General features: G+C 39.5%; 12 protein-coding genes. 1 reads left to right on the top strand and 11 read right to left on the bottom strand.

The window, feature by feature from the left end; all coding sequences use genetic code 11:
* From BLQ18_RS05695 to cyoE, 7 genes are all read right to left on the bottom strand, one after another.
* Positions 1–534 (bottom strand): DUF420 domain-containing protein, encoded by a 534-nt coding sequence (locus BLQ18_RS05695; RefSeq protein WP_090293420.1) that lies wholly within the window; start codon positions 532–534, stop codon positions 1–3.
* The gene (locus tag BLQ18_RS05690; protein WP_090293419.1) at positions 534–1,277 is read right to left on the bottom strand and encodes an SCO family protein; all 744 of its coding nucleotides are present in this window, start codon (positions 1,275–1,277) and stop codon (positions 534–536) included. Before BLQ18_RS05690 ends, BLQ18_RS05695 begins: the two co-directional genes overlap by 1 nt.
* Positions 1,258–1,890 (bottom strand): hypothetical protein, encoded by a 633-nt coding sequence (locus BLQ18_RS05685; protein WP_090293418.1) that lies wholly within the window; start codon positions 1,888–1,890, stop codon positions 1,258–1,260. The genes BLQ18_RS05690 and BLQ18_RS05685 overlap by 20 nt, the downstream gene beginning before the upstream one ends.
* A gap of 70 nt (positions 1,891–1,960) precedes the next feature.
* The gene (locus BLQ18_RS05680; RefSeq protein WP_090293417.1) at positions 1,961–2,344 is read right to left on the bottom strand and encodes a cytochrome C oxidase subunit IV family protein; all 384 of its coding nucleotides are present in this window, start codon (positions 2,342–2,344) and stop codon (positions 1,961–1,963) included.
* Positions 2,345–2,360: 16 nt separating this feature from the next.
* The gene (locus tag BLQ18_RS05675) at positions 2,361–3,338 is read right to left on the bottom strand and encodes a cytochrome c oxidase subunit 3 (protein WP_090293416.1); all 978 of its coding nucleotides are present in this window, start codon (positions 3,336–3,338) and stop codon (positions 2,361–2,363) included.
* A gap of 91 nt (positions 3,339–3,429) precedes the next feature.
* A complete protein-coding gene (locus BLQ18_RS05670) occupies positions 3,430–4,011 on the bottom strand; it encodes a cytochrome c oxidase subunit 3 (protein WP_090293415.1) in 582 nt (193 codons plus the stop codon).
* On the bottom strand, positions 4,011–4,913 hold the full coding sequence (gene cyoE / locus BLQ18_RS05665) for a heme o synthase (protein WP_090293414.1): 903 nt from the start codon (positions 4,911–4,913) through the stop codon (positions 4,011–4,013). Before cyoE ends, BLQ18_RS05670 begins: the two co-directional genes overlap by 1 nt.
* 118 nt (positions 4,914–5,031) lie before the next feature.
* On the opposite strand from cyoE, the gene BLQ18_RS05660 reads away from it, so the two are divergent.
* The gene (locus BLQ18_RS05660; protein ID WP_090293413.1) at positions 5,032–5,931 is read left to right on the top strand and encodes an MBL fold metallo-hydrolase; all 900 of its coding nucleotides are present in this window, start codon (positions 5,032–5,034) and stop codon (positions 5,929–5,931) included.
* Between the two features lie 70 nt (positions 5,932–6,001).
* Here the strand turns inward: BLQ18_RS05660 and BLQ18_RS05655 are convergent, their stop codons facing one another.
* From BLQ18_RS05655 to sov, 4 genes are all read right to left on the bottom strand, one after another.
* Positions 6,002–6,706 (bottom strand): energy transducer TonB, encoded by a 705-nt coding sequence (locus tag BLQ18_RS05655; RefSeq protein ID WP_090293412.1) that lies wholly within the window; start codon positions 6,704–6,706, stop codon positions 6,002–6,004.
* Between the two features lie 54 nt (positions 6,707–6,760).
* Entirely contained in the window at positions 6,761–7,126 is a 366-nt protein-coding gene (locus BLQ18_RS05650) for a VanZ family protein (protein ID WP_090293411.1), read from the bottom strand.
* 37 nt (positions 7,127–7,163) lie between these two features.
* Positions 7,164–7,544: a glycine cleavage system protein GcvH gene (gcvH, locus tag BLQ18_RS05645; RefSeq protein ID WP_090293410.1), complete on the bottom strand. Its 381-nt coding sequence runs from the start codon at positions 7,542–7,544 to the stop codon at positions 7,164–7,166.
* Positions 7,545–7,647: 103 nt separating this feature from the next.
* A complete protein-coding gene (gene sov / locus BLQ18_RS05640) occupies positions 7,648–14,754 on the bottom strand; it encodes a T9SS outer membrane translocon Sov/SprA (protein ID WP_090293409.1) in 7,107 nt (2,368 codons plus the stop codon).
* Positions 14,755–14,758 lie beyond the last annotated feature (4 nt).

Raw genomic sequence — 14,758 nt, 5'->3', positions numbered from 1 at the left:
TTAATACTGGTAGTAAGGTGAAATCATAATATAAACTACGACCCCTGTTACAGCCACGTACAACCAAATTGGAAAGGTGTACCTCGCCCAATGCCTATGACTTTCTTCATCATCCAAATAAATTTTGGAATAGGTGATCAAAACTAAAGGTATCACGGAAATAGACAAAACAATGTGCGTCATTAAAATGAAATAATACACATATTTAAGGGTGCCACTTCCTCCATACATTGTGGTTTCTGAAGTCATGTGATAGGCCACATACATCACCAAGAAAAGGGCTGAAAGCACAATATTGGTAATCATAAGTCTTTGATGCAGTTTTATTCTACCATTTCTAATAGCAATTACTGCAACAACCAACAATATGGCCGTAATCCCATTAATGGTCGCATAAATGGGTGGTAAAAAAGATATAGGCTTTGAATCGGGAATTTTGTACCGAAACAAAAGGGCTACTACTAATGGGATGGCCAATGAAATAACCATGATCCATCTATTGAACTGTTTTTCCTTGAGTGTAATTTCTTCCATTATTCTGCTAATAATTTTTTAATGTCTTCTTTTAGCATGGTAATCTGTTGAGGTTCACCCTCATCGTTTACACCTTGTTTTTCGGTGATGGTGCCACGATAATAGATTAATGGATTACCAAATTGATCCTCGCGTGAGCGAATATACCCATTTTTGTCTACCAATGCGAACATTCCCGAATGCTCAAAACCACCCGGGGCATCATCATTCTCATTGGCCAAAATATAAAAGCCTTTTTCCGCAAGGGCATAAATTTCATCCTGGTCCCCTGTCATTAAATGCCAATCTTTATCAGTTATCCCATGTTTTGCGGCATACTTTTTAAGTACTGAAGGGGTATCGTACCTTGGATTAATTGTGAAAGAGGCGACAGCGAATTCTTCATTTGCTTCAAAAGTGTCCTGTAGCTCTACCAAGTTCTCCGTCATTATGGGGCAAATAGTTGGACAGGTTGTAAAAAAGAATTCCACCAAGTACACTTTTCCCAAGTAATCTTTATTGGTGATCAATGTGCTATCTTGATCATAAAAGGCAAAATCAGGCACTTTTCGTCTTGTTCCGTCATTTACCACATAACCTAATTTTTGCACCTGCATTCCCACACTCATGCGGTCGTTTTCTACAATTGTACCACCTTTTACCCTTTTGGTGATTTCATACACAGCAAATATGCCGAATATGAGTATAATTGCGGATACCCAGATATAGGTGTGTTTCTTTTTGTTATTTGCTCCTGTCGGCATTGTTCTTTTTTAACGCTAGTCGATATTCTGCCAAGATAATCTTGATGTCATCCACCATTTTATTGTTCAATTCTGCCACAGAAGAGGTGTCAAATCCAAATTTGACGCCATCTTCTTCATCATCATTTCTTCCCCTAAGGTTTAAATCTTTGTCCACTATAAATACAAATGGCGTGGCCAAAGTTTGATCCAATTCAATATCAGTCTTCATCCCATTAAAATAGGATTGGATAGCTTCTTCGGAACCGTAGGCAAACCTCCATTTATCAATATTGGAGAGTTTTCCCAATTCCTTTTTTAGATTTTCCACTTGCTCCTCACTTCCATCGGTCACTACCATGACCAGTTGAAAGTCGTTGAACTCGCCGAATCTCTTATAAATTTTTTGGTTGAGGTTGAAAGCATTTCCCTGTCGGTCGTCGACCTGCTTTCCTAAAAATCCAAGGACCGTTATTTTGTCCTTTAGCGAAACAGATTCATCTATCTCTGAAATGTCAGGAACATTTTCAACTAAGATAGGCAATCTACCAAAATTATTCACCCCTGAAGCGAAAAACAAATACACCACCACAGGGAGTATAAAAAGGATTGCCAGTACAATTTTCTTTTTCATAGTGTAAAACCGTACAAAAATAAAAAAAGACGGTTGGAAAACCGTCTTTTTAATTTGTTAAATACTGTGTTTAGAAGCTCCAAGTAATGAAACCGTCCTTGTACACATTATAAATGTAATCTGCTTCAAAAAGCAAAATGAAAATCAAATAGCAAATAAGAAAGATAGGCACCCAAACAATTGTTCTTCGCAATGCCGTTTTTTCGTCCCTAAGGTGCATAAAGTCCCATGCAATGTAATACGCTTTTACCAAGGTTAGGATAATGAAAATCCAGTTCAAGAGTTTCATTCCAATAAAGTAGCTGTGGGTAAGTGCTCTCGGCTTAATGATACCCAATGCAACCTCTACAGTGGTAACGATGGAAAGGAAAATAAGTACTCCCCAAATTTTTTGCGTGTTCGACTTAAATTTTACAAGTCCTCTGAAAATCTCAAGTTTATGATCGTGTGCCATTTATATAACCGATTTTTTATACCAAATAAAAGAATGTAAATACGAATACCCATACCAAATCCACAAAGTGCCAGTACAGACCTACTTTCTCTACCATTTCATAATGTCCTCTTCGCTCGTAAGTACCGATAATTACATTGAAGAAAATGATAACGTTGATCACAACACCAGAGAATACGTGGAATCCGTGGAATCCTGTGATAAAGAAAAAGAAATCAGCAAACAAACGGTGACCGTATTCGTTGTGGATAAGGTTAGCCCCTTCCACTACTTGATTGGCTTCCAAAATTTTTGCCAAAGATGCTTTTCTATCCAAAAGGGTCTTTTCACCTTCTTCGTTCAATTGTTCTGTACGAATAAGAATGTTTGGAGTGGCTTTGAATCCTTCAACTACTTCGTTCAAGGAATAAGAAGTTTTATACCCTTCACTCTCGAACCAAACACCTTCACTAGCTTCGTGCTTTACTCTTTCTTCCGGTAACGTCTTGGCAAATTCAGCCAAAGCTGCTCTTTTACCAGTTTCTGCGTTTACAAACTGAAGAATACGACCTGAATTTGTTTCAACTGCTCCATGATCACCTTTAATAAAGGTTGCCCATTCCCATGCCTGTGAACCAACGAAAATGGCACCACCGATAATGGTCAAGAACATATAAAGGATAACACTCTTTTGCTTCATTTTATGACCTGCATCCACAGCCAATACCATGGTTACGGAAGACATGATCAAAACAAATGTCATGAATGCCACATAATACATAGGTGCTTCTACACCATGCATAAACGGAAAGTGAGTAAATACTTCGTCGGCAATGGGCCAAAGCTCTATAAATTTAAATCTTGAGAAACCATAAGCCACCAAAAAACCAGAAAAGGTCAAGGCATCCGACATGATAAAGAACCACATCATCATTTTTCCATAGCTTGCGCCTAGAGGTCTATTTCCCCCTCCCCAAACGCTGTCTTCAGTACCGGTATTTACCGTTGCATCCATAAAAAAGGTCGTTTTATTAAAACTTTCACAAATTTACATTTTTTGATGTATTGGAAAAGATAAAGTTGAAGTAAAAAGCTCCAACCAAAATTTATTTCACGAAATACATAAATAAAATTAGGTACACCCAAAGGAAGTCCAAAAAGTGCCAGAATGTGGCACCCAACTCCATACCCAACATATTATCAGGGGTATACTTGTTTCTAAGTTGCTGAACCAAAACCGTTAACAAGGAAATCAATCCCGCTACCACGTGGGCAATGTGCACTGCTGCAATCAAAAACACGTAGGACATTTTGATATTACTTGTGGGTCCTGTAAAATAATAACCGTTTTCCAACATTTGTGAAAAACCATAAAATTGCAGCACAATAAAGGTGATTCCCAATGCCAAAGTGACCAATAAAAACAGAGTTGCCTGTTTTTGATTACCTTTTGAGACCAATTTTTTGGCCAAAAAGTAGGTGATACTGCTCAAAATAATGATGGCAGTACTCACAAAAAAGGCACTTGGCAACTCTAAATCGTTTACCCAATCTTCCCTCTTGCTACTCACAATATAGGCACTGGTCCAACCAGCAAACCCCATAATCAAACTCACAATACCGAACCAGAGCATCATTTTTTTTGCTCTAGTCAGTTTCTCCTTTTCCGTTCCTTGGGTTAAATCCATTAACTGATAAACTTATCTATTACGTAAACAACTTGAATCAATGATATATAGGTAACACTGGCCAGCATCAACTTTCTTGCTGAGACATTGTCTCTATTTTGATATAATTTGAAAGCAAAAAACAACATCACCAAGCCTGCAAGCAACACTATGGCTGCGGCAACTATGGATAATTGCAATCTTCCCGTGAAACCGAAGACAGGCAGAATGGAAATCACGATCATCCAAATGGTATAGAAAATAATTTGAATTGCGGTGCCCTTGTCTTTATTTCCAGTGGGAAGCATTTTAAAGCCTGCTCTTTTATAGTCTTCATCCAACATCCATCCCAAAGCCCAAAAATGTGGAAACTGCCAAAAAAATTGAATCATGAACAAAGTCCCAGGTTCAATTCCAAAATCATCCGTAGCGGCTACCCATCCCAACATAAAAGGAATGGCCCCAGGAAATGCTCCCACAAATACCGAAAGAGGTGACTTTGTTTTTAATGGGGTATAAACACTGGTGTACAAAAAGATGGAAATTGCTCCGAACATGGCCGTTTTGGGACTTAAAGCCAACAAAGAAAGAATTCCTAAAATGGTAAGTACAACAGCAGTTGTCAATGCGGTTTTAACCGACATTCTTCCAGAAGGAATAGGCCTTTTTCGGGTGCGTTTCATTAACGCATCCAAGTCTTTTTCTATAATTTGATTGTACGCATTGGAGGCCCCCACCATGCAATACCCACCAAATGCAAGCAGCAATAGGGATACCAGACTGATTTCGTAGGCACCCAACAAATAGCCTGCAAGGGATGAAAACACCACGCTTACGGCCAGTCTGGCCTTGGTTATCTCCTTGAAATCGGTAAATATCATGGAAAGATCGGTATTATTTACAGCACCTATTGCAGACTTCATCCACGTTAAATTGGCTGGCAAAGATAACGTCACCGATTCTCATTTCCAACCTATTGACGGTCTTTGTATTATTTTTGAATAAGCTTCGACTAATTAACTAAACCAAAAACATGAAATTATGCGAAATATCTTAAGCTTTTTGCTCCTTTTGCCGCTTGCAGCAATCCATGCTCAAACCGATGAGGTTAACATTACCATAGACAAACTTGGCCAAAACACCTATATGCTTACCGGAAGCGGTGGGAATATTGGAATTTATGTGGGAGAGGACAAGGTTTTTATGGTTGATGACCAATTTGCCCCACTGAGTGAAAAAATTAAAACTACCATCGGAACCCTTACTGACAAACCTATTTCCTATTTGGTAAACACCCACATGCATGGGGATCATACGGGCGGTAATGTGAATTTTAACACGAATGAAACAGTACTTGTTGCCCAAGACAATGTTAGAAAGCGATTACAAGTTAATGGCAAAGAAAAAGTTTCAGCCAACGAAATGAACCAACAGGATTACGAAAAAACTTTACCCGAAATTACCTTTTCTGAAGATATGACTTTTCATGATGGAGATGAAACCGTAATGCTTTTCCATGTTCACAATGCCCATACAGATGGCGACACGATGATTTATTTTATGAACGAAAATGTGATCCATATGGGTGACACTTATTTTGCAGGTCGCTATCCTTATATTGATTTAAATAGTGGCGGAAGCATTAACGGTTATATAGAAGCTCACAAAAAAGCCTTGCTTGTGATCGATTCTGAGACCAAAATTATTCCTGGTCACGGCAGACCTTCAAATAAAGCTGAATTGGAAACTTTTGTTAGCGTACTGGAAGATGTGAGAGCAATTATCCAACAAGAAATCAGCGCTGGAAAATCTTTGGAAGAGGTAAAGAGCAATCAAAACCTTACCTCTAAATATGATGCCGATTATGGTACCGGCTTCATAAATCCAGAACGGATGCGGGAAACGGTATACCTTAGTTTAACATCTCCAATCAAAGAATAGAAACAAAAAAGCCCTGACGTTTACCATCAGGGCTTTTTCAATTCCTACCTCAATAGGAATTATATAAATCTTACTGAAGCTTAAATGTAATTGGAATACTGAAAGGTACTTTTACTGGTCTACCTCTTTGTTTTCCTGGAGTCATTTTTGGCAATTTCTCGATAATACGTAATGCTTCTGCTTCCAAGTTTTTGTCTGGTCCACGCATTCTAATGTTGCCGATAGATCCATCTTTTTGAATCACAAACACAACACTTACTCTACCTTGAACACCCATTTCTTGAGCAATTTCAGGGTAACGGAAGTTTTTACGGATGTGCTTCATCATCATTTCCTGGAAACAAGCTTTTTTATCGCTTTCTCCTTCACAACCTGGGAATACAGGAACATCCTCAATAACTGCGAAAGGAACGGTGATATCTTCTTCAACTTCCTCTACTTCAACTTCTTCGATCTCAACCACTTCTTCTTCTTGGCTGGTCTCGGTTGATTCGATTACAGTTTCTTCAACTTCTTCTTCATCCTCTACCACCTCAATAACTTCTGGTGCTGCTGGTGGCGGTGGTGGTGGCGGGGTTTTTATTTGTTCGGTCATCGGTACTTCTTCGTCCAACTGATCCTCAACATTCATAGAAATGTCGTAATCATTGACCTTGTCGTACTTTTTCCACTCCATTGCACCGTAGACCACGCCCAAAACAGCTGCCAATCCTATCACAAAATAGAGGGCACTATTTCTTCCTACGTCTGCTTTTGGGTTCTTTTTAAGTTCCATCCTTTTTTTAATTTAGTGTTCGCTAATTTAATTATTAATTAGTTAAATAAGCAATTAAAATTTCCATTTTAACGGCTTTTCTTTAGAAAATAGCCATCGAATCAGGATAATTCCTGCAAATGCTCCTAAAGTATTTGCCAAAACATCGCCAAATTCGGCATGTCGATCCATTGTGATCGTATACTGTAATACCTCAATAATTATACCGTAAATAATGGCCAAGACCAAAATCATTATCGTGGCTTTTTTTATCCCAATTTGTCCACGTGTTCTTTCCCTTACTGCAAGACTCCCCAAAAACACAAACACGGTATGAAATATAAAATGTGTGATCTTGTCGGCATAGGGAATATTTAAACCTCCCGTATCCAAACTGATCTCTGAAAAAGAAAATAAGCTGAGCATTGTAATCAACAACATCCAGCTTATAAATAATAAGGTATGTAAATAGGTTGTATTAAGCACCAATCAATGCCTTGTAGTCTTCAACAGACATTAGTTCGGCTACTTCATCAGCATTGTTCAACTTAATCTTGATCATCCAACCGTCACCGTAAGGATCAGTATTCACTTTTTCAGGCTCATCTTCCAAAGCTTCATTGAACTCAATGATTTCGCCGCTCAATGGCAAGAAAAGGTCAGAAACTGTTTTTACAGCTTCCACAGTACCAAACACTTCTTCTTTATCCAAAGTTTCGTCCAAAGTCTCCACTTCGACATATACGATATCTCCCAACTCACTTTGGGCAAAATCTGTAATACCCACTGTGGCGACATCTCCATCTATTTTGACCCATTCATGGTCTTTTGTGTACTTTAATTCTGATGGTAAGTTCATTATTTTCTTTTTGAATTAGTCGATGGACAAATGTAACAGATTGCACAAAGCTTTTCAAAGAAACTTTTGTCCAAAATGCTAAAAAATACGTTCTGTTGCTCGATTAATTCCCAAAGTTATACCTTAAAGTAAACCCTGTATTGATCGTAGTTTGTGGAAATGCAGTGGAAACCTTGAATTCTGAAAAGGAGTGATCGTAGAAGAACAAGGCGTTCAAACTTTTGCTCAACGCATAGTCTGCAGTAAATTTGATAGACATTAAGCGTTGTCCTGAGGTAATTTGGTTGTTGTTGATATCCAAATTACGGATGATGGTAATATTGTCTCTTAATGAAACATCGGCCTTTAGGTTTAAATCTCCCTTTAAGCGAGTTTTTTCACCTCCAATATTGGTCACAAATTTTACATCTTTAAATCGATAACCCAAACCTACCGTATATTCCTTACCATTAATTTCCGTCATTAAGTTATTATCAAAACTCAATGAAAGGGTTCTGTCGGTTCTAACCTCAGCTAAAAGACTAAAAGAGTTTCGCATTTCAAAATCCATTCGGATCAACGGGCTGAACTCATCAGTTAACACCACATTATTGATCAACATTTCAGGTAATAAATCACCAGTTTCGGGGTCAAAATTGGTGTTTTGTCTTTCAAGATTTGTTTGGAACTGATTGACACTATACGCGGCACGGTATCCATGACTCAATGAAAAACGAGTGAATTTTTCCTTGAACCAGCGGTTTTTCATCAAACCCGTATATTTTATGTTCCAGTTTGGAATTGGAATTTCTCTAAAAGCATCCAAGTTTACACGGTTTGCATCTTGACCTGTATATGCGGCAAAGAATGCTGGCAACAATACTTCTTGTTGGGTTTTACCATAACGTTCAGGGAATCCGTCCTCGTCCAAATCACCTACAGTGCCTCCCCTATCGTTTACCAACCTATTTGCAATGATGATCCTGTTTTGTTTGAATTCTTCAAAGGTTTTGGAATCAAACTCATCGCTTTTATTAAAAATGGTACTGATCATCATGGTAGAAATACTAAAATTCCCCATCTCATTGATCAATCCATCCACACCATTGGCCCAAAGATCTGGACTATAGGTCTCTTGTGAAGAACTATTGTACATACGATCCGTGGTCAAGTCAATCGTAATATCTTGTGTAGGTTGTGCCGTCGCGGTAATATTAAGCTGTTTGTTCGTATTCCTGATGTACTGGTTGCTATACTCTTGGTAATTGGTCAACCAACCATTACGGGCGGCCTCAAAACGAACATCTGCCTGACTACCAAAAACAAATCCTAATGTTGGTCGGGTAGTACCAATAAATCCAACAGATTGGGTGTAACCAGGAAGCACGGTACCATTGTTCTCGCTATAATTTACATTCACTCGCTTCACCATGGTTACAATATCAACCAAAGTATTGAACCCTTTACTGGTCTTTTTGGGAGCAGACTCCTCTTGTCCACCTGCTGGATTCCCTGCTTTGTCCCTTCTCACAGGTGCTTGGTTGGCCAACACTTTACCATCACGTTTTTTAAGACCCAAGAAATCGTAAAAACGTTGCATGCTCAAATTGGCGGTCAAATTATGGGTGTTCGCGTTTTGTACCGTATTAATGTTCTCTCCAGCCACCTCAATCAAGGCATCCCCACCACGCTGCCAATCAAAATTACTGGTGTAGGTGTATTGCGCATTTATAAAATTTAAAAATGGGAACTTATCAAATGGCAATTCATAATTCAATTGCATTTGTTGCGCATGTCGGTTAGGCTCTCCAATATCAAAGAATCCATCCCACAGATCCAACATTTGGTTGATTCCAGAATCAGCATCGTCATCCACATTAAAATAGTTGCGCACAATATTATTGTTGGATGTGGTCAAGTTCAATCGCAACGACTTTGTAATGCTATAGTTAAGAGCATATTGCCAATTAAAGAGATAGTTACGTTGTTGCAACAAAGGCAATTCCAAGGCATCTACCCCTGGTTCCAATACATCTCTGAATCGCTGTTGGTTAAAAGAGCGGTTGTAATTGGCATTAAATGAAAAACTGGTAGGCAGGGCGTTAAAGTTTAAATCTTTTAGCCATTGCCAGTATTTACCCGTAAGCATAGAGTCTTTTTTGGCAAATGGAGCAATTGGTGCAGGTCTAAAATTGTGATTGTAAACCACTCCAGTTTTTACGTTTTGATCGCGTAATTCTGCAACCTCGAAATCCCTATGATCGGTTTCGTTGTAGCTATAGTTGAAGGTAAAGTTTTCAATATCGAAAAAGTTCTCTTCAGCTTCTTCTCCTCTATTTTTTCGAACTCCGATTAGGTTGATACTGGTTCTTTTTGTGTAATCTTCTGCTTGTTCTTGAATTGCCTCTGCCTCTTCATCGGTGGTAGCGGTCGAAATACGATCTTCCAACTTCAAATCATCATAAACAGGGTCGTATTCAGGAGTGATCAAGGTTTCTGAAATTCCATAATTGAACGGCAATTGCAAATTCCATTTTTTAGGAAAAAGTTGCCCAACATTCACATTGGTCACCACATCATATGAAACGGCATCTTCCAAGGCACGTTGAGTTGGGGATTGATCTATGGAACCAAATCCAGAAGTACTTTTACTTCCTGTTGCGGTTACATTTGCAAAATCGGCCATGTTTGCATCCATACTTACAATGGCTGCCCAGCCACCATTATTTTCCAAACCTGCCAAACGAAGTTCGTTGAACCAAACCTCTGCTCTTGCTGCAACATCATCAATGTTTTTTACTCCCAACATCATTCCGCGAATACTTCCCAAAGAAGGATTACCTCGAATTCCGATACGAATGGTCCCTGGAGTTCTTGGAGCAAATTCATCCACCAAAACAGGTTCGCCATTTACAATTTCATAGAAGATGATTTCGGAAAGCGTATCATCCGAAATACCTTTTGATTTTACTTTACGCAAATCACCCATATCCACTTCAAGTTGGTTCACATCTGGCCAAATTTCATCGGCGGTAGAAGAACCATAAGGTGTAAATTGAAGGGGAAGTTCTATTTGATAGAAGTTTTCTTTGAAATCAGTACCCAATCTTAAAAATCCTACCAAGGGCGTGTCGCTATCAGCGTAATCCGAATTAAAAATCTTTTCGGCATGCAAGAACATTTTAATGCGTTCGTATTGTCGCATATCAATATTCACATTTTTGAAAACACCCCTAGAATCCTCCGATTCCAAATTCTCAATTCGAATTGAAAGCGATTGTTCGTTCTGACGGATAATGGTGTTGTTATTGTTCAATTGCTCACGAATAACTCCTGGAGGCAACACATAAGGAATTGGAGTTCTACCGTAGTTTTCCTCAATATTCACCGTATTTACATCTATAACCGTAGCGTCGTCCGTTGGGTCATTGTCCACATCGGGTTGTAAGGAACTTGTATAGGTTCTCCAATCGCCGCGTACCAAATCAAGTGTTGCAAAACGGAGCACCACATCATCCGAAAACCCAGTAAGGTACATTCGCATAAAACTGATAGACCTAAAATCGGAAATACCACCCACTGCATCGGTAAAGTCGCTCAATGGAATTTTATATTGAATCCATCTTCGGTTCAATTGGGTGCCATTGGGCAAGGAGGGCGTTTGTCCTTCTCGAATATCGGTTACATATTTATCATCAATCGTGGTGTTCGGCTTAATTTCTATTCGGTATTCGTAGTAGCTGTTCACCGTGTTCATAGTTAAATCACGATCAATATCCTCTACATCGGGCAAGGTAGTAGAACCTCTATTGGTGTCGGTTACAGCAACAGGTGAATTTCCTTGCGTGTTGTTGAAATCAAAATAACGCTCCAAAACACCGCCATCGCGATTCAAATAATATTGGTAGTTGTCCAACGCTGGGTCATTTGCTGGACCATTATAAATTGCCGCCTCTGCTGCATCATCCAATCCATCAAGACCGATATCCTGTAGTGTTCTGTTTGTTTCATCTGCATCGAAGGCATAAACCAAAGATTGGGTAGATGGCACCTGCCCCCAAATGGTTTCCCTTGGCACCTCGGTACTGGTGGATGAAGGCAATCCGTTCTCGTATTGTTTACGACCATCCTTAAGGATGTCTTCAGAAATATTACCTAAGTTCAATACCAACTCACCTGCATTTGCATCGGTGGTTTCTCCATCTATATATGGGTCTAAAACCCAGAACTGAACAAATTCGACATTAGACTGTTCAAAGTTGGTGCTGCTCAACGGACGCATTATCCCTGCCCATTTGCTATCTGGAGTTTCATTTTCAAAGCTCGGATTGGCATTGTAAGGTCCTTTATTATTGGGGTAATACACAATATCCAACGTACTCTGCACCTGCGTTTGACCTTGGGCTATATCGGTTTCTGTAAATACCTCATCTATAAACACTCTACGTGTTGAGTTCAATGAAATATCATTATCGGACATTCCCGCAGGTCTTTGATTGGTATAAAAAATAGGGTCGATGGTGTACCAGGCCAATTTAGCCCTTTCGTTCCCCACATCTATTCCTGTTCTATCGTTTATGAATTCAACTGGTGGACTAGCCAAAGTCCATCCTAAAGAAGATCGGATATCGATCAGTGCTTGCGCTCCTTCAAAATCATCCAGATACGTAGTGGTCTCTCCTTGAAAATCTGCATTTTTAGGTGAATTTGGACTCAAAAAAGCAATTTCCCCCCTTACACTCAAATTGGAAGGTACATCGGTATCTATATTTGGAAGCTTATTGGCCAAACGGGTCAAAAATGGAACTTCCGTACTAAAATTTCCATTAAGACCATAAATACTATTGTTCACTGGCTCAATCCCGTAATTGGATTTTTGGGTAAGTGGACGCTCGTTCAAATTAAGGAAGGTACCACCCAATACAAAGTTTTCATTGAACTGATGCTCCACATTGAATCCAGCAAAACGTCGAGTCTGTTGTCCAAAAATGGCGTTGTTCTCCACGGAAATATTGATGGGCGTATCCGAAGCTTGTAAACTTGGATCTATAATTTGAACGGTGCCTGCCATATAGTTCACCGTATAATCAATACCTTCTTGAAGCTGTCGTCCTCCAGCGGTAACTGTTACCGAACCTTGTGGCACATTATAGGCTCCAATTGGAATTCCATTGTTGGATTGTGATGTATAGCGGCCTTGAATCTTAAATCGGTTCTTTTCTGCATCCTGTAAAGAAGCTGCCTTGGTCTTGGCATACATATTTCGGAACACATAGCGCTGTTGGTTGACATTATAGCCTTGATCATCTTCTACATCATAAGTCCCACCACCCAGTTCATTAAATAGAAATTCACCAAAAGGCTCCACTTTCGTAAAAATGATTCGTCCTGTTTGGGAATCTACCGTAATTCCTTCTACATAATCGAAAAAACCATCACCACCAGGCTGAATATCATTGTAGGTATTTAATTTATCCAAATTGAATACGCTCAATAAAATGCGATCTTCCAATCCTTCTGGCCAACCCGCATTGGGATCCACAGGAGTAATATAGTTTCTTGGCGTGGGATCAGAATACAGAATATTCAATTTAAAATCTTCCTGACTCAATTGATAGGCTCCCGTGGAATAGATGTTTTTCATCATCAAATCCCAAATTGGATCCTGAACATTGGTGATGTTACTTTTCAGTAATTTAAGAATCAAAGAATTGTTTTCTACTAAATTGGTTCCTGTAGAAACTGTAGTTGCGTCGATGCTTCCATTGGCAAATTCACCAACTTGATAAACTTGACCATTATAGGTGTATTGGAATGCGACACCCAAAACTTCGTCGTTACTCAAACTTTGGCTCAAGGAAATATATCCCAATTGAGAATCGAAATCATAATCCCTTCCTGCTTCCAATTTTCTGGCATTTTCCAAAATGGAATAATCATACCCTTGATTTACGGGGTAACCTGGCACATTGAATCCATTTTCTACCGTGGCAATATCACGTATGGCATTGGTCAAAACTCCTGTGGTTCCAATTTGATTGGGATCGTAAAGGTTGGCGGCGTTTTGTGGTAATTCCGTTGCCACAGCTGATGGATTAAAAAATCCTGGCGGATTTCCTCCATTCACGCCAATTCTTGTATTGGTTGGCAACGCTTCCCCCAAATCCTGAATTGCCACCACATTACGAACATTTTGTGTTATCTGGCCTCGGTTAGTCACCCACACCTCCAAACGAGTTATTTGCACCTGGGTTTGGATAAATGGGTATGCTGACAAAGCTCGGTCGTAATTATCCCTAAAGTAGTGGGACAAGAAAAAGTGTCGGTCTTCATCGTAATCCAAAGCACTCAAGGAAAACTCATTTACCGTTCCACCTCCTTGGGCCACCACCGTATTGGTCTGTGATCGTTGTTCTGAGAATACCGCGGTAACAGTTGTTTTTCCAAATTGCAATTGCGTCTTTACCCCGAATAAACTTTGCGCACCAGTAATCAAAGAGCTATTAAGGGGCATGCTCACATTACCAATTTCAATTTTTCGGATAATATCATCTTCGGTTGGGGTGTAATCCAACTTTACCAAGTTTTGGAAATCGAAGGTGGCCTCGGTATCGTAATTGGCAGTCACCTGAAGTCGCTCCCCTACTTTACCCAACAAACTTAAGCTGATTCGTTGGTCGAAATCAAAAGAGAGGTTGGTTCTGTTTCGTGGCGAAAGGGCTGGATTATCATTTTTCTGCCACAATACTCCCAAATCCATGGCCACGGAACCTTGCGGAATTACTTCAATTGTATTTCCTCCAAAAACAGATTCAAAAAAGCTACTGTTTACGTAAAAATTGGGGAGAAGATTTTTTCGATCTTCCTCACTACCTTCTTTTTTTCCTGCGTAGGCATCGGCCTTACGCTTAAAATAGGCTTTCATCTCCTCTTTCTTTACCAGATCATAGTACTGTTCCGGTGTAAGAATCAAAGGGTAGCTTACATTGTAATCACCAACACTTTGCGTATAAATATATTGATTGGTCTTGGGGTCGTAAGTGTATTTGGCAACTATGCTATCCGGGTTCTCCAAAAGAATACGGCCAAGCTCAACTCCCGTTTGCACGGAATCCTGAACCTGCTCATTGTCTTCCTGTCCCATCACTGTGGAAACGGTCAGCAAACAAACAACAAAGAAAGTGTACTTAAAGCTTTTCGATTTAAGTATTGGTTTTGCCCCTCTTTTCAAACTA

The sequence above is a fragment of the Flagellimonas zhangzhouensis genome, assembly GCF_900102925.1.
Classification (GTDB): Bacteria; Bacteroidota; Bacteroidia; order Flavobacteriales; family Flavobacteriaceae; genus Flagellimonas; species Flagellimonas zhangzhouensis.
This window is presented reverse-complemented; position numbering and strand designations above follow the sequence as displayed.